Origin of the sequence: Streptomyces flaveolus (assembly GCF_000716535.1) — a bacterium.
GTDB lineage: Bacteria > Actinomycetota > Actinomycetes > Streptomycetales > Streptomycetaceae > Streptomyces > Streptomyces flaveolus_A.
The window spans coordinates 137,552-155,327 of record NZ_JNWV01000019.1 but is presented as its reverse complement, the minus strand read 5'-3'; the positions used below and the strand labels follow the sequence as shown (position 1 = coordinate 155,327).

At 72.5% G+C, this 17,776-nt stretch carries 14 protein-coding genes and 1 pseudogene; 10 read left to right on the top strand and 5 right to left on the bottom strand.

Going from position 1 to position 17,776, the window contains the following annotated elements; translation table 11 throughout:
• Positions 1-23: 23 nt before the first annotated feature.
• Positions 24-938, bottom strand: coding sequence for a macro domain-containing protein (locus tag OO52_RS21400; protein WP_234337659.1), 915 nt, complete (start codon positions 936-938; stop codon positions 24-26).
• A 101-nt stretch (positions 939-1,039) separates the two neighbouring features.
• On the opposite strand from OO52_RS21400, the gene OO52_RS21395 reads away from it, so the two are divergent.
• The 4 genes from OO52_RS21395 (at position 1,040) to OO52_RS21380 (ending at position 6,444) form a co-directional block, all read left to right on the top strand.
• The gene (locus tag OO52_RS21395) at positions 1,040-2,401 is read left to right on the top strand and encodes a macro domain-containing protein (RefSeq protein ID WP_234339422.1); all 1,362 of its coding nucleotides are present in this window, start codon (positions 1,040-1,042) and stop codon (positions 2,399-2,401) included.
• Between the two features lie 166 nt (positions 2,402-2,567).
• Positions 2,568-3,791, top strand: coding sequence for an arginine deiminase (locus tag OO52_RS21390; RefSeq protein WP_030645175.1), 1,224 nt, complete (start codon positions 2,568-2,570; stop codon positions 3,789-3,791).
• Between the two features lie 73 nt (positions 3,792-3,864).
• Positions 3,865-4,887: an ornithine carbamoyltransferase gene (gene argF, locus OO52_RS21385; RefSeq protein WP_030645171.1), complete on the top strand. Its 1,023-nt coding sequence runs from the start codon at positions 3,865-3,867 to the stop codon at positions 4,885-4,887.
• Positions 4,888-4,998: 111 nt separating this feature from the next.
• The gene (locus OO52_RS21380) at positions 4,999-6,444 is read left to right on the top strand and encodes an amino acid permease (RefSeq protein WP_030645170.1); all 1,446 of its coding nucleotides are present in this window, start codon (positions 4,999-5,001) and stop codon (positions 6,442-6,444) included.
• Here OO52_RS21380 and OO52_RS21375 read toward each other — a convergent pair.
• A complete protein-coding gene (locus OO52_RS21375; protein WP_030645169.1) occupies positions 6,404-6,856 on the bottom strand; it encodes an ATP-binding protein in 453 nt (150 codons plus the stop codon). The genes OO52_RS21380 and OO52_RS21375 overlap by 41 nt on opposite strands.
• Before the next feature lie 326 nt (positions 6,857-7,182).
• Here OO52_RS21375 and OO52_RS21370 point away from each other — a divergent pair, with 326 nt between their 5' ends.
• Together OO52_RS21370 and OO52_RS21365 are read left to right on the top strand one after the other, a co-directional pair.
• The gene (locus OO52_RS21370) at positions 7,183-8,010 is read left to right on the top strand and encodes an enoyl-CoA hydratase family protein (RefSeq protein ID WP_030645168.1); all 828 of its coding nucleotides are present in this window, start codon (positions 7,183-7,185) and stop codon (positions 8,008-8,010) included.
• A complete protein-coding gene (locus tag OO52_RS21365; RefSeq protein WP_234339419.1) occupies positions 7,995-10,364 on the top strand; it encodes a bifunctional salicylyl-CoA 5-hydroxylase/oxidoreductase in 2,370 nt (789 codons plus the stop codon). The genes OO52_RS21370 and OO52_RS21365 overlap by 16 nt, the downstream gene beginning before the upstream one ends.
• 76 nt (positions 10,365-10,440) lie before the next feature.
• On the opposite strand, the gene OO52_RS21360 is transcribed toward OO52_RS21365, so the two are convergent.
• Positions 10,441-11,253 carry a PaaX family transcriptional regulator gene (locus OO52_RS21360; RefSeq protein WP_030645166.1) on the bottom strand — a complete coding sequence of 271 codons (813 nt, stop codon included), beginning with the start codon at positions 11,251-11,253 and terminating at the stop codon, positions 10,441-10,443.
• Between the two features lie 15 nt (positions 11,254-11,268).
• Positions 11,269-12,861 (bottom strand): AMP-binding protein, encoded by a 1,593-nt coding sequence (locus OO52_RS21355; protein WP_030645164.1) that lies wholly within the window; start codon positions 12,859-12,861, stop codon positions 11,269-11,271.
• Positions 12,862-13,068: 207 nt separating this feature from the next.
• Here OO52_RS21355 and OO52_RS21350 point away from each other — a divergent pair, with 207 nt between their 5' ends.
• From OO52_RS21350 to OO52_RS21340, 3 genes and pseudogenes are all read left to right on the top strand, one after another.
• A complete protein-coding gene (locus tag OO52_RS21350; RefSeq protein WP_030645162.1) occupies positions 13,069-14,199 on the top strand; it encodes an acyl-CoA dehydrogenase family protein in 1,131 nt (376 codons plus the stop codon).
• Positions 14,196-14,594 carry a RidA family protein gene (locus tag OO52_RS21345; protein WP_030645160.1) on the top strand — a complete coding sequence of 133 codons (399 nt, stop codon included), beginning with the start codon at positions 14,196-14,198 and terminating at the stop codon, positions 14,592-14,594. The genes OO52_RS21350 and OO52_RS21345 overlap by 4 nt, the downstream gene beginning before the upstream one ends.
• Before the next feature lie 144 nt (positions 14,595-14,738).
• Positions 14,739-15,152: pseudogene (locus OO52_RS21340) on the top strand (DUF6299 family protein); the annotation flags it as partial.
• A 157-nt stretch (positions 15,153-15,309) separates the two neighbouring features.
• On the opposite strand, the gene OO52_RS21335 reads toward OO52_RS21340, so the two are convergent.
• Complete coding sequence (locus tag OO52_RS21335) at positions 15,310-16,128, bottom strand: GntR family transcriptional regulator (protein WP_030645156.1); 819 nt, start codon at positions 16,126-16,128, stop codon at positions 15,310-15,312.
• A gap of 302 nt (positions 16,129-16,430) precedes the next feature.
• Between OO52_RS21335 and OO52_RS21330 the strand changes: the two genes are divergently transcribed.
• Positions 16,431-17,711 (top strand): extracellular solute-binding protein, encoded by a 1,281-nt coding sequence (locus OO52_RS21330; RefSeq protein ID WP_030645154.1) that lies wholly within the window; start codon positions 16,431-16,433, stop codon positions 17,709-17,711.
• The last annotated feature ends 65 nt before the right edge of the window (positions 17,712-17,776 follow it).

Sequence of the window (17,776 nt, the reverse complement as noted above, 5' to 3'; positions counted from 1 at the left end):
CCGGGGCGCGAGGTCGCCCGGCGTCAGACATGGCGCCGGGCGCCCGCCGCCAGGCCGGCCAGGAACGCGCCGGTCTCCGGCAGGTCGATCCGCGCCAGCTCACCGGGGCGGACCACCACGTGCAGCTCGCGGCAGACCGGCCGCTCCCACGAGTGCACGACGAAGGACAGCAGGATGAGCCGCAGCAGGCTGTCCTCGTCCAGGTCGTGCAGCCGGGCCAGGCCCGCGCCGGTCAACGGCATGGTGAGGCGTTCGAGCTGGCCGTGCCGGTGGACGGCGTCCCACAGCCGGTCCAGGCCCAGCCACAGGTCCTGGACCTTGGAGGAGGCGACGCAATCGTTGCCCATCCGGCTGTAGGCGACGGCGAAGACGAGGTCGGGCCGGGTGCCGAGGACGGCGACCGTGCCGACCGGATACCGGGCCCGCTTGCCGCGCGGCTTGTCCCGCGCGCTCTCCCACGCCACCGGGGTCACCCCCTCCAGCGCGGCGGCCAGCTCCGCGTCCAGCCGCCGGGCGTCCCCCGCGTAGCGACGGGCGAGCAACTGCCCCTGCACACTGCCGTCGTTGATGACGACACCGTCGTCCACGACGGTGTCGAAGGTGTCGGTGAACCCCACCACGAGCTGTCCGGGCTGCTCGAAGAGGTCGCCCTCCTCGACCACCACCGTCATCCCGGGGCGGGCGAACTCCTGCCGCACGGCGGCCTGCGGACGCGCCCGGGCCAGCCCCCAGGCCAGGCACAGGGTCACGGAGCCGGCCAGTACCAGCCCGGGCCGGGCCACGACGCCCGGGAAGAGCTGGCCGGTGAACTGCACGACGGCCGACACCCCGCCGAAGGCCGCCAGCACGCTGCCCGCGAACACCCGCCGGTCGCGCCACGACCGCAGGAGACGCGGCCACGCGGACCGCGGCGACGGGCGGGGACCGGTCAATCGCATGCTTCCCTCCAGGCCATCTTGCTACGCTGACGGCACTGTTGACGGGACGTCACGCGGCGGAGGGGGCGAGGCGCGTGCAGACCCGTGCACCGTGCATACGGGTGAGCGTTCTGGGCCCCGTCCGGCTGGACGTGAACGGCGCCGCCGTACGCCTCACCCCGCTCACCGCCCGGCTGCTGCTCCGGCTGGTCGCCGCCGACGGCGAGGCCGTCACCGCGCGCCGGCTGTACCTGGACGTCTGGCAGCCAACCGTGGAGCTGCCGCACCAGGACCTGCGCAACCGCAACGAGGTGCAGAAACGGATCCTGGAGCTGCGGCGCGCGTTCGACCGGGCCGGGCCGGGGCACGGCGCCCGGATCCTGCGCACCGGCCGGCTGCCGACCGTGCGCGGCGCCGAGAGCACCTACCGGCTCGACCTGTCCGACGACGAGCTGGACAGCGCCGTGTTCACGCGCCTGGTGGGCGACGCGCTGCGGGCGGCACCGGCCTCGGCCGTCCGGCTGCTCACCGACGCCCTGCGGCTGTGGCGCGGCCGGCCGCTGACCGAGGTGCGGGACGAGGAGTTCGCGCGCGCACCGGTCCGACGGCTGACCCAGCTCAGGGAGACCGCGCTGCGGGAGCTGATCGCCGGCCACACCGCGCTGGGCCGCTACGACCTCGCCCTGCCGGTGGCCGAACAGACCGCCCGGGAACGCCCGGACGACCCGGAGGCCGCCGCCGCCCTCGCCCGGCTGAACGCCCGGCTGCGCGAGCGGCACGGCGACGAGCTGCTGCGGCACACCCTGCGCGGGCTGCGCGTGGACGTCGTCGTGGTGCGCGGCGACCTGTTCGACCAGGAGGACGCCAACCTGGTCGTGGGGTTCTCCGACACCTTCGACACCTCCACCGACGACATCGTCATCAGCCGGGAGAGCGTGCAGGGGCAACTGGTCGACCGTCTCTTCAAGGGCCGGCACCGGCTGCTGGACGACCATCTGCGCCGGGGGCTCAGGGAGGTCACCCCGCTGGCCACCGAGAGCGTCCGGGCAAAGCCGCGCGGCCGGCGCACCCGCTACCCGATCGGCACCGCCGTGCCGGTCCCGGTCGGCAGACGCCGGGTCTTCGCCCTCGCCTACTCCCGGCTGGGCAACGACCTGCGCGCCCGGTCCGCCCCGGCCGACCTGCGGCTGAGCCTGGAACGCCTGTGGCCGTCGGTCGCCCTGCACGGCCTGTTCAGACCGGTGGCGATACCGCTGATCGGCGCCGGCCTGTCCCGCCTCGTCGAACTCGACCGCACCCAGCTGCTGTCGCTGATCGTCGAGACCTTCACCGAGAGCCTGCGCCAGGACCCGGCCGTCTGCCCCGAACTGCGGATCGTCGTCCGGGACGAGGAACTGGAGCGGACCGACCTCTCGGCGGTCGAGGCGTTCCTGCGCGGCGCGGACGAGCGGGGCCCGGTACTCCCGCCGACCGGCACGGTCTGACCTGTTCACACCCCCAGCAAAGCGCCGCCCCCGCTTCCGCCGACAGTCACCGTCCGCTTCCGGACCGCTTCCGGGAGTCGCCGGCCGGCACCGGACGCGGAAACCGGCGGGCGCGGAAACCGCCGAGCGGAGGGTGAAGCGGGGCCCCGGTGGTCAGGATGGAGGCATGGGATTCCACGTCGACTCCGAGGCCGGGCGGCTGCGCCGCGTCATCCTGCACCGGCCGGATCTGGAGCTCAAAAGGCTCACCCCCAGCAACAAGGACGCCCTGCTCTTCGACGACGTGCTCTGGGTGCGCCGGGCGCGCGCCGAGCACGACGGCTTCGCCGACGTCCTGCGCGACCGTGGGGTCGAGGTCCACCTCTTCGGGGACCTGCTCGCCGAGACCCTGGCGCTCCCCGAGGCCCGCGCGCTCGTCCTGGACCGGGTCTTCGACGAGAAGGAGTACGGCCCCCTCGCCACCGACCACCTGCGTGCCGCCTTCGACCGGATGACCCCGGGCGAGCTGGCCGAGGCACTGGTCGGCGGCATGACCAAGCGGGAGTTCCTGGCGGAGCACCCGGAACCGACCTCGGTCCGCTTCCATGTCATGGAGCTGGACGACTTCCTGCTCCGCCCGCTGCCCAACCACCTCTTCACCCGCGACACCTCGGCGTGGATCTACGACGGCGTCTCCATCAACGCCATGCGCTGGCCGGCCCGGCAGCGGGAGACCGTCCACTTCGAGGCGATCTACCGCCACCACCCGCTGTTCCGTGACGAAACGTTCCACGTGTGGTCCCGGGGGCAGGCGGACTACCCCTCCACGATCGAGGGCGGTGACGTGCTGGTCATCGGCAACGGAGCCGTCCTGATCGGCATGAGCGAGCGCACCACCCCGCAGGCCGTGGAGATGCTGGCGCACAAGCTGTTCGCGGCCGGCTCGGCGCGCACGATCGTCGCGCTCGACATGCCCAAGCGGCGCGCCTTCATGCACCTGGACACGGTCATGACCATGGTCGACGGCGACACCTTCACCCAGTACGCCGGCCTCGGCATGCTCCGCTCGTACACCATCGAGCCGGGCGTCGGCGAGCGCGAGCTGAAGGTCACCGACCATCCGCCGGAGCACATGCACCGCGCCATCGCCGCCGCGCTCGGCCTCGGCGAGATCCGGGTGCTGACCGCCACGCAGGACGTGCACGCCGCCGAGCGCGAGCAGTGGGACGACGGCTGCAACGTCCTCGCCGTCGAACCCGGTGTCGTCGTCGCCTACGAGCGGAACTCCACCACCAACACGCATCTGCGCAAGCAGGGCATCGAGGTGATCGAGATCCCGGGCAGCGAGCTGGGCCGGGGCCGGGGCGGCCCCCGGTGCATGAGCTGTCCCGTGCAGCGGGACCCCGTATGAGATCGCATAGAAATGTGAAGGGTCGTATAGACTTCCAAGAGTCCCCTGTAGTCGTACCTCTGGAGCGCCCCCCATGGCGACAGTCCCGACCGCCCTCGCCGGCCGCCACTTCCTCAAGGAGCTGGACTTCACCGAGGAGGAGTTCCGCGGCCTGGTCGAGCTGGCCGCCGAGCTGAAGGCCGCCAAGAGGGCCGGGACCGAGACCCCCTACCTGCGGGGCAGGAACATCGCGCTGATCTTCGAGAAGACCTCGACGCGCACCCGCTGCGCGTTCGAGGTCGCCGCCGCCGACCAGGGCGCCCACACGACCTACCTCGACCCCTCGGGCTCGCAGATCGGGCACAAGGAGTCCGTCAAGGACACCGCGCGTGTACTGGGCCGGATGTTCGACGGCATCGAGTACCGCGGCGACAGCCAGACCAAGATCGAGGAACTGGCCGCGCACGCCGGTGTGCCCGTCTACAACGGCCTCACCGACGACTGGCACCCCACCCAGATGCTCGCCGACGTGCTCACCATGACCGAGCACAGCGCCAAGCCGCTGCGGAAGATCGCCTTCGCCTACCTCGGCGACGCCCGCTTCAACATGGGCAACTCCTACCTGGTCACCGGCGCCCTGCTCGGCATGGACGTACGGATCGTCGCCCCGAAGTCCTACTGGCCCGCCCAGGAGATCGTCGACCGCGCCCACGCGCTCGCCGAGACCAGCGGTGCCCGCGTCACCCTCACCGAGGACATCGCCGAGGGCGTCCTCGGCGCAGACTTCGTCGCCACCGACGTCTGGGTCTCCATGGGCGAGCCCAAGGAAGTGTGGGACGAGCGGATCACGGCCCTCGCCCCCTACGCCGTGACCATGGACGTGCTCCACGCCACCGGCAACCCGGACGTGAAGTTCCTGCACTGCCTGCCGGCCTTCCACGACCTCGGCACCACGGTCGGGCAGCGGATCCACGAGACCCACGGCCTGGCGTCGCTGGAGGTGACGGACGAGGTCTTCGAGTCCGCCCACTCGATCGTCTTCGACGAGGCCGAGAACCGCCTGCACACCATCAAGGCGGTGCTGGTGGCCACACTCGGCCGAGAAAGCCTTGCCTGACCCGCCTCACCAGGCCTTATCCTGACCGGCGGCCCCGAGCCACCCCTTATCGGAGCCGCCGCCGCGCCCCTACGACGGGCGCCCGCACCACCAGAAACGAGCACCACCCGCATGCCCGCTCCCCGCATCAAGTCCCCGCACCTGCTCGTCGCCGAATCCGGAGCCGACCGCGAGGGACACGGCCTGAAGCGCACCATGGGCCTCTTCCAGCTCATCTGCTTCGGCGTCGGCGCCATCGTCGGCACCGGCATCTTCGTCGGCCTCTCCGACTCCGTCGCCCAAGCCGGCCCCGCCGTCGTCATCTCCTTCGTACTCGCCGCGCTGACCTGCGTCTTCACCGCCTTCTCCTTCGCGGAGCTGGGCGGTGCCATCCCGGTCTCCGGCTCCTCGTACTCCTTCGCCTACGCCGGCCTCGGCGAGTCCACCGCCTTCCTGGTCGGCTGGTGCCTGCTGCTGGAGTACGGCATCTCCATCTCGGCCGTCGCGGTCGGCTGGAGCGAGTACGTCAACGAGCTGCTGCACAGCATCACCGGCCTCCAGCTCCCGGCCGCCCTGTCCGCGGGACCCGGCGACGGCGGCCTCGTCAACCTCCCCGCCGTGCTCGTCATCGCCATGGCCTCCGTGCTGCTGGTGCGCGGGGTGCGCGAGAGCGCCCGGGCCACCGCCGCCATGGCCGCCGTGAAGCTCGCGATCCTCCTCGCCTTCTGCGCCATCGGCTACAGCGCCTTCAAGCACGGCAACCTCACCCCGTTCTCCCCGGCCGGCCTCGGCGGCATCGGCGCGGGCACCACCGCCGCGTTCTTCTCCTACATCGGCTTCGACGCGATCACCACCGCGGGCGAGGAGGCGAAGAACCCGCGCCGGGACATCCCGGTCGCGATCATGGTGTGCATGGGCCTCGTGACGCTGCTGTACTGCGCGGTCGCGCTCGCCGCGATCGGCGCCATCGGCGGCGACCAGGTCGCCGGCCGCCCCGCCGCCCTCTCCTACGTCGTGGGCGAGGTCACCGGCTCCACCGTCGGCGGCGGTGTCATCGCCTTCGGCGCGGTCGTCGCCATCGCCTCCGTGGTCCTCGCCGTGATGTACGGCCAGACCCGCATCCTGATGTCGATGTCCCGGGACGGCCTGATCCCGCGCGTCTTCGAGAAGGTCAACCCGAAGACCTCCACGCCGATCGCCGGCACCCTGATCGTCGCGGTCGTCTTCGCGCTCCCGGCGGCCTTCGCCTCGCTCGACGCCGTGATGAACCTGTGCACCATCGGCACGCTCGCCATCATGGCCGTCGTCAACATCGTGGTGATCGCGCTGCGCCGCCGCGAACCGGGCCTCGCCCGCAGCTTCCGCGTGCCGCTCTACCCGGTGGCCCCGCTGCTCGGCGTCGCCTTCTGCCTGTACCTGATGTACGAGACGGGCTGGCGGACCTGGATCCAGTTCGCCGTGTTCCTCGTGGTGGGCCTGCTGGTCTACGGCGTCTACGGCCGCCGGCACTCCACGCTGGCGCGGCCGGCCGCCGAGGTCACGCCGGCCGGCGCTGAGCGGGAACCACAGGCAGTCTGAACCACACCGCCTTGCCCGACGGGGTGGGGCGGTGCCCGCAGGACGAGCTGAGGGCGCGGATCAGCAGCAGCCCGCGCCCGCCCTCCTGCCAGACGTCGGGCTCCTCGATCACGGGCCGGGTCAGATGCCCGGGCGGCGCCGGGTCCGGGTCGTGCACCTCGACCTGGCAGCCGGTCGGCGCCAGCTCCACCACCAGCTCTATCGGGCCGCGCCCGGCGGTGTGCTCCACCGCGTTGGCCACCAGCTCGGCCGTGAGCAGCTCCGCCGTGTCGCAGTCGGCGACGTGCTCCACCTCGGTGAGAGCCGTGCGCACCAGGGCACGCGCCACCGGCACCGCCGCTGCGGTGTGCGGCAGCGCGATGCGCCAGGAGGCCGATTCGGCGGGGCGTTCGTGCAAGGCGAGTCCGTTCATGGAGCAGGCTGTCCTGCTTTCGACTGTAGGAATGGTACGGGCCCGGCCACTCCAGGCCGTCGCCGGGCTTCGCCCGGGACCCCCCGGTCCCGGCACCAGGCGACCTACCCAGGCGAACGGCCCGCCTCCCCCGCGCGTCCGCACTGTTACGGCGCTGTCGACAACCGGTGACCGATGCGGTCGACGACCGGTGACCGATGCGACGGGACCCGTCGGTCGCGGCGGGCGGCCGGCATGTAGCGCCCTGGTGACGACAGTCACAAAGAGGTGATAACTTCGTGGGGTAGAGCAACGTACGGCACCGCCGCGCTAGGAGGCCGCACGTCATGAGTCCCTTCACCGGCTCCGCCCCCCGCACCGCCGACTGGGCACACCTGCGGGTCGCGATCGCCGACGGGGTGGCCACCGTCACCCTCGCCCGCCCCGAGAAACTCAACGCGCTGACCTTCGGCGCCTACGCCGACCTGCGCGATCTGCTGGCCGAGCTGTCCCGGGAGCGCGCGGTGCGCGCCCTCGTCCTGGCCGGCGAGGGCCGCGGCTTCTGCTCCGGCGGCGACGTGGACGAGATCATCGGCGCCACGCTGTCCATGGACACCGCCCAGCTGCTCGACTTCAACCGGATGACCGGCCAGGTCGTCCGGGCGATCCGCGAATGCCCGTTCCCGGTGATCGCCGCGGTGCACGGGGTGGCGGCCGGAGCGGGCGCGGTCCTCGCCCTGGCGTCCGACTTCCGGATCGCGGACCCCTCGGCACGCTTCGCCTTCCTCTTCACCCGGGTCGGCCTGTCCGGCGGCGACATGGGCGCGGCCTACCTGCTGCCCCGGGTCGTGGGCCTCGGCCACGCCACCCGCCTGCTGATGCTGGGCGAGCCGGTGCGGGCCCCCGAGGCCGAGCGCATCGGCCTGATCAGCGAGCTGGCGGAGGAGGGCCGCGCGGACGAGACGGCCGCCGAGCTGGCCCGCCGTCTGGCCGAGGGTCCGGCCCTGGCGTACGCCCAGACCAAGGCGCTGCTCACGGCCGAACTGGACATGCCCCTGGCCGCCGCGGTGGAGCTGGACGCCTCGACCCAGGCCCTGCTCATGAACGGCGAGGACTACGCGGAGTTCCACGCGGCCTTCACGGAGAAGCGCCCTCCCAAATGGAGGGGACGGTGACCGGTCCGGCCCGAGGGGCGCGGGGAACCGCGCGCGAAGCCACGACGGACCCGCGGCCGCCGGCGGTGCCGGGCCGCCCCCTGCGCGTGGCGATCATTGGCGGAGGCCCCGGCGGGCTCTACGCCGCGGCCCTGCTGAAACGCCTCGACCCCACCCGCGACGTCACCGTCTGGGAACGCAACGCCCCCGACGAGACCTTCGGCTTCGGTGTGGTCCTCTCCGACGAGACCCTCGGCGGCATCGAACACGCCGATCCCGTCGTCCACGAGGCGCTGCGGCGCGAGTTCGTCCGCTGGGACGACATCGACATAGTGCGCCGCGGCATACGGCACCGCTCCGGCGGCCACGGATTCGCCGCGCTCGGCCGGCACCGGCTGCTGGAGATCCTGCACACACGCTGCCGCTCCCTGGGCGTGGAGCTGCGGTTCTCCACCGAGGCGCCGCCCGTCGACCGGCTCGCCGAGAGCCACGACCTGGTCATCGCCGCCGACGGTGTCCACAGCACCACCCGGGAGACGTACGCCCCCGTGTTCCGGCCCCAGGTGGCGGCACACCGCTGCCGCTACATCTGGCTCGCCGCCGACTTCGCCTTCGACGCCTTCCGCTTCGAGATCGCCGAGACCGAACACGGCGTGATGCAACTGCACGGCTACCCCTACGCGGGGGACGCCTCCACCGTGATCATCGAGATGCGCGAGGAGGTCTGGCGGGCGGCGGGGCACGACGAACTCACCCCGCAGGAGTCCGTCGAACGGTGCGCCAAGATCTTCTCCGACGCGCTCGGCGGGCGCCCCCTGCGTGCCGGCAAGTCCGCCTGGACCACCTTCCGTACCGTGGTCAACGACCGCTGGTCGCACGGCAACGTCGTCCTCCTCGGGGACGCCGCCCACACCGCCCACTTCTCCATCGGCTCCGGCACCAAGCTCGCCGTCGAGGACGCGCTCGCCCTGGCCGCCTGTCTGACGGAACAGCCGGACGTGCCCCGCGCGCTGGCGGCCTACGAGGAGGAGCGCAAGCCCGTCGTCGCCTCCACGCAGCGGGCCGCCCGGGCCAGCCTGGAGTGGTTCGAGAACCTGCGGCTGTACCTGGGCCAGCCGTCCCGCCAGTTCGCCTTCAACCTGCTCACCCGGAGCCGCCGGGTCACCCACGACAACCTCCGGCTGCGCGACGCCCGCTTCACCGAGGCCGTGGAGCGCGAGTTCGGCTGCCCGCCCGGCACGCCCCCGATGTTCACGCCGTTCCGGCTGCGCGGCCTGACCCTGCGCAACCGGGTCGTCGTGTCCCCGATGGACATGTACTCCGCCACCGACGGGGTCCCCGGCGACTTCCACCTCGTCCACCTGGGCGCCCGCGCCCTCGGCGGGGCCGGCCTCATGATGACCGAGATGGTCTGCGTCAGCCAGGAGGGCCGGATCACGCCCGGCTGCGCCGGCCTCTACACCGGCCGGCAGGCCGAGGCGTGGCGCCGCGTCACCGACTTCGTGCACCGCCAGGCACCGGGCACCGCGATCGGCGTACAGCTCGGGCACTCCGGCCGCAAGGGCTCCACGAAGCTGATGTGGGAGGGCATGGACGAGCCGCTGCCCGGCGGCAACTGGCCCGTCGTCGCCCCCTCCCCGCTGCCGTACCGGCCGGGCAGCCAGATCCCGCGCCAGCTCTCCCGCGCCCAGCTCACCGACATCCGCGAGCAGTTCGCGGCGGCCGCCTGGCGGGCCGCCCGGGCCGGCTTCGACCTGCTCGAACTGCACTGCGCCCACGGCTACCTGCTCTCCGGATTCCTCTCCCCGCTCACCAACCACCGCACCGACGCCTACGGCGGCTCCCCGGAGAAGCGGCTGCGATTCCCGCTGGAGGTCTTCGACGCCGTCCGCGCGGTGTGGCCGGCCGAGCGTCCGATGACCGTCCGGATCTCGGCGACCGACTGGGCGGAGGGCGGGACGACCGCCGAGGACGCCGTCGAGATCGCCCGCGCCTTCGTCGCGCACGGAGCCGACGCCATCGACGTCTCCACCGGGCAGGTGGTGGCCGAGGAGCGGCCGGAGTTCGGACGGTCGTACCAGACGCCGTTCGCCGACCGGATCCGGCACGAGGTCCGCGTCCCGGTGATCGCGGTCGGCGCGATCTCCTCGTGGGACGACGTCAACTCGCTGATCCTGGCCGGGCGCGCGGACCTGTGCGCGCTGGCCCGGCCGCACCTGTACGACCCGCACTGGACCCTGCACGCGGCGGCCGAACAGGGCTACGAGGGCCCCGGGGCGCGGTGGCCCGCCCCCTACCGTGCGGGCAGCCGCCGCCCCCACACCGGCCGCACGGACGCCCCGCGGCCCCGGCTCTCCCTCAGCCTCGAACGCTAGGTCCTGTCCGACGATCCCGCCGGCCACGCCGGGCGGCGCCGGGAATCGTCGGACAGGCCCTGGGCGAGGACCGGTGTCACAGCCCCGCGAACTCCGCGCCCGCGTCGCGCAGCCGTTCGTGGAGGCGGTGGAAGACCTGGGCGGAGCGGACGCCCGGCCAGTTCGCGGGCAGAAGGTGGGTGGGCAGGCCCGGGTCGGTGTAGGGGAGGTGGCGCCAGGAGTCGAGCGCGAGGAGGTAGTCGTGGTACGCCTCCTGGGGCGGGGTGCCCGGCCGGCGCTCCCACGCCTGGAGCACGGGCGCGTGCGCGTCCAGGAAACGCTCGTGCTCCTTGGCGATCGCGGCCAGGTCCCACCAGCGGGCCACCGCCTCGGCCGTGGCCGCGAAGCCCAGGTGTTCGCCGCGGAAGAAGTCCACGTAGGCGTCCAGGCGCAGCCGGCGCAGGGTGTGTTCGGTCTCCTCGTACAGCCGGGCCGGGGCGATCCACACCCCCGGGGCCGCCGTGCCGAAGCCCAGGCCGGCCAGCCGGGAGCGCAGCACGTGCCGTTTCTGCCGCTCCGACTCCGGGACCGAGAACACCGCGAGCACCCAGCCCTCGTCCGCGACGGGCGCGCCGGCGTAGATGCGCCGGTCGCCGTCCTCCAGCAACTGCCGTGCCTCGGCGGAGAGTTCGTATCCGGCGGCGCCGGACTCCGTGCGGGCCGGCAGCAGCAGGCCGCGCCGTTTGAGCCGGGACACCGAGGAACGCACGGAGGGAGCGTCCACGCCGACCGCGGCCAGGAGCCGGATCAGCTCGGCGACGGGCACCGGGCCGGGCATGAAGCGGCCGTACGCGCCGTAGAGCGTGACGATGAGGGACCTGGGGGCGTGCTGCTCGGACACGTTGATCATTTTAGGTCGTCGGCATCACTGCTGGTCACCTCCGGTGCGCAGCCGGAACCGCTGGAGCTTGCCGGTGGCCGTGCGGGGGAGTGCGTCGAGGAAGACGAACTCGCGCGGGCACTTGTAGGGCGCGAGCTGGGAGGTGAGGAACGCGCGCAGCCCCTCCGGGTCGCGCCGGGCCCCGGCGCGCAGCACCGTGTAGGCGATCGCCACCTGGCCGCGGGCCTCGTCGGGGCGGCCGACGACCGCCGTCTCGGCCACGTCCGGATGGCGCAGCAGCGCCTCCTCCACCTCCGGGCCCGAGATGTTGTACCCGGCAGAGATGATCATGTCGTCGGCGCGGGCGACATAGCGGAAGTAGCCGTCGGACTCGCGGACGTAGGTGTCCCCGGTGATGTTCCAGCCGCCCTGGACGTACTTCCGCTGCCGGGGATCGGCCAGGTAGCGGCAGCCGACCGGCCCGCGCACGGCCAGCAGGCCGGGCTCGCCGTCGGGCACCGGCTTGCCGTCGGCGTCCTGCACGCGCGCCTGCCAGCCCGGCACCGGCAGGCCCGTGATCCCGGGCCGTATCCACTCGTCGGCGGCCGAGATGAAGATGTGCAGCAGTTCGGTGGCGCCGATGCCGTTGATGACGCGCAGGCCCGTGCGGTCGTGCCAGGCCCGCCAGGTGGCCGCGGGCAGGTTCTCGCCGGCCGACACACAGCGCCGCAGGGACGAGACGTCGTACCTGTCCAGCTCCTCCAGCATGGTGCGGTAGGCGGTCGGCGCGGTGAAGAGGACCGAGACGCGGTGCTCGGCTATCGCGGGGAGCAGTTGGCGGGGGCCCGCCTGTTCCAGGAGCAGGGCGCTGGCGCCGACCCGCAGCGGGAAGATCACCAGTCCGCCGAGGCCGAAGGTGAAGCCCAGCGGGGGACTGCCGGCGAAGACGTCGTCCCCCTGGGGGCGCACCACATGCCGGGAGAAGGTGTCGGCCGTCGCCAGCACGTCCCGGTGGAAGTGCATGCACCCTTTCGGGCGACCCGTCGTGCCGGAGGTGAACGCGATCAGGGCGACGTCGTCGGAGGCCGTGTCCACCGCCGGGTAGGGATCGGCGGGGGCCGGCCGGCGCAGCAGGTCGTCGGGGGTGTCACCGCCGTACGTCGTGATGCGCAGCCCGGGTATCGAGGCCTTCGCCAGGTCGTCCACCACCCGGATGTCGCACAGCGCGTGCCCGACCCGGGCGATCTCGCACATGGTGGCCAGTTCGTGCGGGCGCTGCTGGGCCAGCACGGTGACCGCGACCGCGCCGGCCTTCAGCACGGCCAGCCAGCAGGCGGCGAGCCAGGGCGTGGTCGGGCCGCGCAGCAGCACCCGGTTGCCCGGGACCACGCCCAGGGTGCCGGTGAGCACGTGCGCGATCCGGTCGACCCGCGCGCGCAGCTCGCCGTAGGTCCAGGTGGGGCCGTCCGGGGTGTGGAACACCGGGCGGGCCGGGTCGGCGTGGTCCAGGAGTTCGGCGGCGCAGTTGAGCCGGTCGGGGTACCGCAGCTCCGGCAGGTCGAACCGCAGCTCGGGCCACTCGTGCGGCGGGGGCAGGTGGTCGCGCGCGAAGGTGTCGACGTGGGCCGAGAGGTGCATGGCGGTCCGCCCCCTTGCCGTGACAGAGGTCCGTGACATCCGGGACGGACGTCCGAACGGGCTTCCTGGTGGGCTCGCGCTCCCCCGGAGGGGGACCTTCAGCGTATCGCGTTGGTGACGGCAGTCAACTGTGCGCGATAACGTCAGGAGGTGGGTAGGGAAGGGCATGGGGACGGCCACGGGCCCGCCCCGGAGGGAGGACCGGCTGTGTCCGCATTCTCACTCGGACCGGAGCAGACCGCCTGGTGTGCCGGACTGTGCGAGCTGGCCGCGGATCGGCTGCGCCCGCTCGCCGACCAGGGGGAACCCGGCCGCGTCAACCGTCCGCTCCTCGCCGAACTCGGCCGGCTGGGCCTGCTCGCGCGACTGTTCGACTCCGGCGCGCTGGACCTGTGCCTGATGCGGGAGTCCCTGGCCCAGGCCTGCACCGAGGCCGAGACCGCCCTCGCCCTCCAGGGGCTCGGCGCCCACCCGGTGCACGCCCACGGCACCCCGGCCCAGCGGGAGCGCTGGCTGCCCCGGGTCGCCGACGGCAGCGCGGTCGCCGCCTTCGCGCTCAGCGAGCCCGGCGCCGGCTCGGACGCGGCGGCCCTGACCCTCGCGGCCGAACCCGACGGCGACGGCTGGCGGCTCACGGGCGCCAAGTGCTGGATCTCCAACGCCCCCGAGGCCGACTTCTACACCGTCTTCGCCCGCACCACGCACGGCGCCGGTGCCCGCGGGGTGACCGCCTTCCTCGTCCCCGCCGACCGGCCCGGACTCACCGGGAGCCCCCTGGAGATGATCTCCGCGCACCCCATCGGCGCCCTCGACTTCGACGCCGTGCCGGTCACCGCCGCCGATGTGCTCGGCGAGCCCGACCGCGGCTTCGCCGTCGCCATGCACACCCTCAACCTCTTCCGCCCCAGCGTCGGCGCCTTCGCGGTCGGCATGGCCCAGGCCGCGCTGGACGCCACCGTGGGCCACACCAGCCGACGCGAGGCCTTCCACGGGAAACTGATGGACCTCCAGGCCATCTCCCACCAGGTCGCCGAGATGGCCCTGCGCACCGAGGCGGCCCGGCTCATGGTGTACGCGGCCGCGGCTGCCTACGACGCCGGAGCCGCCGACGTGCCCCGGCGCGCCGCGATGGCCAAGCTGCTCGCCACCGAGACGGCCCAGTACGTCGTCGACACCGCCGTCCAGTTGCACGGCGCCCGCGCCCTGCGCCGCGGCCACCTCCTCGAACACCTCTACCGGGAGGTGCGCGCGCCCCGTATCTACGAGGGCGCCAGCGAGGTCCAACGCGGCATCATCGCCAAGGAGTTGTACGCCACGGCACAGAAGGAGGCACGGTGACGACCGAGCGCGTCAACCCGCCCGAGCTGTCCCCGCCCACCGGCTTCTCGCACGCCGTCGTCGCGGCCGGCTCCCGCGTGGTGTTCCTCGCCGGGCAGACCGCCCTGGACGCCGACGGCAAGATCACCGGCGACACGCTGCCCGAGCAGTTCGCGAAGGCCCTCGACAACCTCCTCGCCGCCCTGCGCGCGGCCGGCGGCACCCCCGCCGACCTCGCCCGGGTCACCGTCTACGCCACGGACGTCGCCGCGTACCGCGCCCACGCGCGCCGACTCGGCCGGATCTGGCGGGAGTCGGCGGGCCGCGACTACCCGGCGATGGCCGTCGTGGAGGTCGTACGCCTGTGGGACGAGCGGGCGCTGGTGGAGCTCGACGGGTTCGCCGTACTGCCGTAGCCCCCGGTTTCTCCGGCCGCAGCCCGCCGTGACCGGCCCGGACGGTGTCATGACGCGCCCCCGAAGGGGTGACGGTCACGCCCGCCGACCCGGCCGCCGGGTACCAGTGGAAGCCCTCGACCCCCTGGAACCCGGAGGTATCCCATGCCCCTGCGCCCCGTCGTCGCCGCGGCCCTCGGCGCCACCGCCCTGCTCTGCGCCGCCATCGGACCGGCCGCCGCCGACCCCTCGGAGCTGATCACCGTCGATCCCGTCGGCCGGATCGCGTCCGACGGCACGGTGACGCTCTCCGGCACCTACCGCTGCACCGGCAGCACCGGACCGGTGCTCGTCAGCTCCTCGGTCAGCCAGAGCGACCCCGGCCTCCAGCATGGCGTCGGCGGCAGCGTCGCCCAGTGCGACGGCGCCGAACACCGGTGGGAGCACTCCGGCAAGGCCTCGCCCGAGGTGCTGAAGGCGGGGGCGGCACGGGTGGAGGCCACCCTCACGGAGCTGCGCCCGTCCGGCATCATCGTGCTGCCGTCCTTCCACGCGGTGTCGCACCAGGACATCGAGCTCGCTGGGAACGACACGTCCTCGCCGTCGGCGAAGGAGTCCGGCAAGTCGTCCCCGAAGGCGCCGGGCAAGTCGTCGGCGAAGGCGCCGGGGAAGTCGTCCCCGAAGGTACCGGCCATGCCCGTGCGCTGATCTGCGACCGGTACCCGCGTGTCCTTCCTCAGGCGCCGCCGGTGCCGTCCCGGTCCGGCGGAGCGGTCCTCCGCCGGACCACCGGGGCGCCCGGCCGGCGCAGGGCGGCCACGAACTTGTAGCGCGAACCCCGGTACACCGAGCGCACCCACTCCACCGGGGTGCCCGCCGCGTCCCGCGAGTGCCGGGACAGCAGCAGCATCGGCAGCCCCACGTCGGTGCCGAGCAACTGCGCCTCGCGCGGGGTCGACAGCGAGGTCTCGATGGTCTCGTCGGCCTCGGCGAGATGGACGCCGTACACCTCGGCGAGCGCCGTGTAGAGCGAGGGGTACATGGCGAGGGACCTGCGCAGGCCGGGGAAGCGGCGTACGGACAGATGGGTCGTCTCGATGGCCATCGGGTCGCCGCCGGCCAGGCGCAGCCGCTCGATCCGCAGCACCTTCTCGCCGATCCCGATGCCGAGCAGGCCCGCCAGCTTCTCGTCCGCCGGGACCTCCCCGATGTCCAGCATCTGCGAGGCGGGCGTGAGGCCCTGGGCCCTCATGTCCTCGGTGTGCGAGGTGAGTTGCAGCGTGCGGTACAGCTTGGGCTGGGCGACGAAGGTGCCCTTGCCCTGGATGCGGTCGAGCCGGCCCTCACCCACGAGTTCCTGGAGCGCCTGCCGGACGGTGGTCCGCGAGGTGTCGAACCGGACGGCGAGCAGACGCTCCGCGGGCATGGCCGAACCGGGCTGCAGCGCCTCGGCCATGGAGAGCAGCTGCTGCTTGATCCGGTAGTACTTCGGCACGCGCGCGGTGCGGCCGGACGCCCCCCTGTACGGCTGGGCGCTGCTGACGTCGGTGGTCATGCCTGCCTTCCCGGCTGTGTCGACGGTCTCCCGTTATAGCGACCAACTGCCCTATGGTCTAGTCCAACTGAACCGTCCGGGCGAAAGGGGCGGAATGCGGACGGACGCACTCCGGTGACTTTCTCGTAACGGCCCGGACCGGCTTTCCGAACCACCCTTGACACTCCAAAAGGTCTAGGCCAAGCTCCACCGTACTGGTCTACACCATTAGTGGCCAGGTCCCGAGCCCTACGTGCAACAGCGTCGTACGCAGGTCACCGCAGAGGGCGTGGGGGGTTAGTGGCATCCCTGAGGAGGGTGGCGTGAAGCGCAAGCTTGCGGCCGCGATCGTGATCGCGGGCATGATGGTCTCCGTGTCGGCGTGCGGCGGGGACGACGGCGACGACAGCGGCAAGAACGCGGGACCGGACAGCTTCAAGGGGCAGACCCTGACGGTCTGGGCGATGGACGGCTCCACGCCGGACCAGTGGGTCAAGGACGTCACGGCCGCGTTCGAGAAGAAGACCGGCGCCAAGCTGAAGTTCGAGACGCAGAAGTGGGACGGGATCCAGCAGAAGATCACCACCGCCCTCTCCGAGTCCAACCCGCCGGACGTGCTGGAGGTCGGCAACACCCAGACCCCGGCCTACGCGGCCACCGGCGGTCTCGCCGACCTGAGCGACCTGAAGAAGGAGATCGGCGCCGACTGGACGCCGTCGGTCTCGCAGTCCTCCGTGTACGACGGCAAGCAGTACGCCGCCCCCTGGTACTTCGCCAACCGCGTCGTCATCTACAACAAGAAGATCTGGGCCAAGGCCGGCATCAAGGACACCCCGAAGACCCGGGACGAGTTCTTCAAGGACCTGGAGGCCATCGGCAAGAAGACCGACGCCGAGCCGATCTACCTGCCCGGCCAGAACTGGTACTTCTTCGACGGCCTGACCATCGGCCAGGGCGCCGACCTGGTGAAGAAGGAGGGCGACAAGTACGTCTCCAACCTCGGTGACCCGAAGGTCGCCAAGGCCATGGAGATCTACAAGAAGTACGCCTCCTACTCCAAGGCCCCCAAGGACAAGGACGAGGCCACCCCGCAGCAGGCCGAGGTCTTCGCCAAGGGCAAGACCGGCGCCTTCATCGGCATGGGCTGGGAGGCCGGTACGGCCGTCACCGCCAACAAGGCCATCGAGAAGGACCTCGGCTACTTCACCATCCCCGGCGAGACCGCGGACAAGCCCGAGGGCGTCTTCCTCGGCGGCTCCAACCTCGCCGTCGCCGAGGGCAGCAAGAAGCAGGCCCTGGCCAAGGAGTTCCTGAAGATCGCCCTGTCCGACCAGTACGAGGGCGAACTGGCCAAGCTCAACGGCGTCATCCCGAACAAGACGTCCCTGGAGTCCAACCTCAAGGGCAACGCCGTCGCCGAGGCCGCCGCCCCCGGTGCCGCCGTCGGTGGCACCACCCCGCTGATCCCCGAGTGGGGCGCGGTGGAGAACAACCCGAACCCGATCAAGTCCTACATGACGGCCGTGCTGAACGGTAAGTCCCCGGCGGACGCCGCCAAGCAGGTCGAGGGCGAGATCAACAAGCGCCTGGCCCAGCAGAACTGATGACCGCGCCGGGGGCGCCGCGCTCGCGCCCCCGGCTCACCTGTGTCGTCCGTACGGCCACGGAA

Bases quoted from the DNA above. Each gene is read 5' to 3' on its own strand.
- argF (WP_030645171.1), top strand. From the start codon at position 3,865: ATGGCGACAGTCCCGACCGCCCTCGCCGGCCGCCACTTCCTCAAGGAG.
- OO52_RS21390 (WP_030645175.1), top strand. From the start codon at position 2,568: ATGGGATTCCACGTCGACTCCGAGGCCGGGCGGCTGCGCCGCGTCATC.
- OO52_RS21370 (WP_030645168.1), top strand. From the start codon at position 7,183: ATGAGTCCCTTCACCGGCTCCGCCCCCCGCACCGCCGACTGGGCACAC.
- OO52_RS21360 (WP_030645166.1), bottom strand. From the start codon at position 11,253: ATGATCAACGTGTCCGAGCAGCACGCCCCCAGGTCCCTCATCGTCACG.
- OO52_RS21375 (WP_030645169.1), bottom strand. From the start codon at position 6,856: ATGAACGGACTCGCCTTGCACGAACGCCCCGCCGAATCGGCCTCCTGG.
- OO52_RS21380 (WP_030645170.1), top strand. From the start codon at position 4,999: ATGCCCGCTCCCCGCATCAAGTCCCCGCACCTGCTCGTCGCCGAATCC.
- OO52_RS21355 (WP_030645164.1), bottom strand. From the start codon at position 12,861: ATGCACCTCTCGGCCCACGTCGACACCTTCGCGCGCGACCACCTGCCC.
- OO52_RS21365 (WP_234339419.1), top strand. From the start codon at position 7,995: ATGGAGGGGACGGTGACCGGTCCGGCCCGAGGGGCGCGGGGAACCGCG.
- OO52_RS21400 (WP_234337659.1), bottom strand. From the start codon at position 938: ATGCGATTGACCGGTCCCCGCCCGTCGCCGCGGTCCGCGTGGCCGCGT.
- OO52_RS21335 (WP_030645156.1), bottom strand. From the start codon at position 16,128: ATGACCACCGACGTCAGCAGCGCCCAGCCGTACAGGGGGGCGTCCGGC.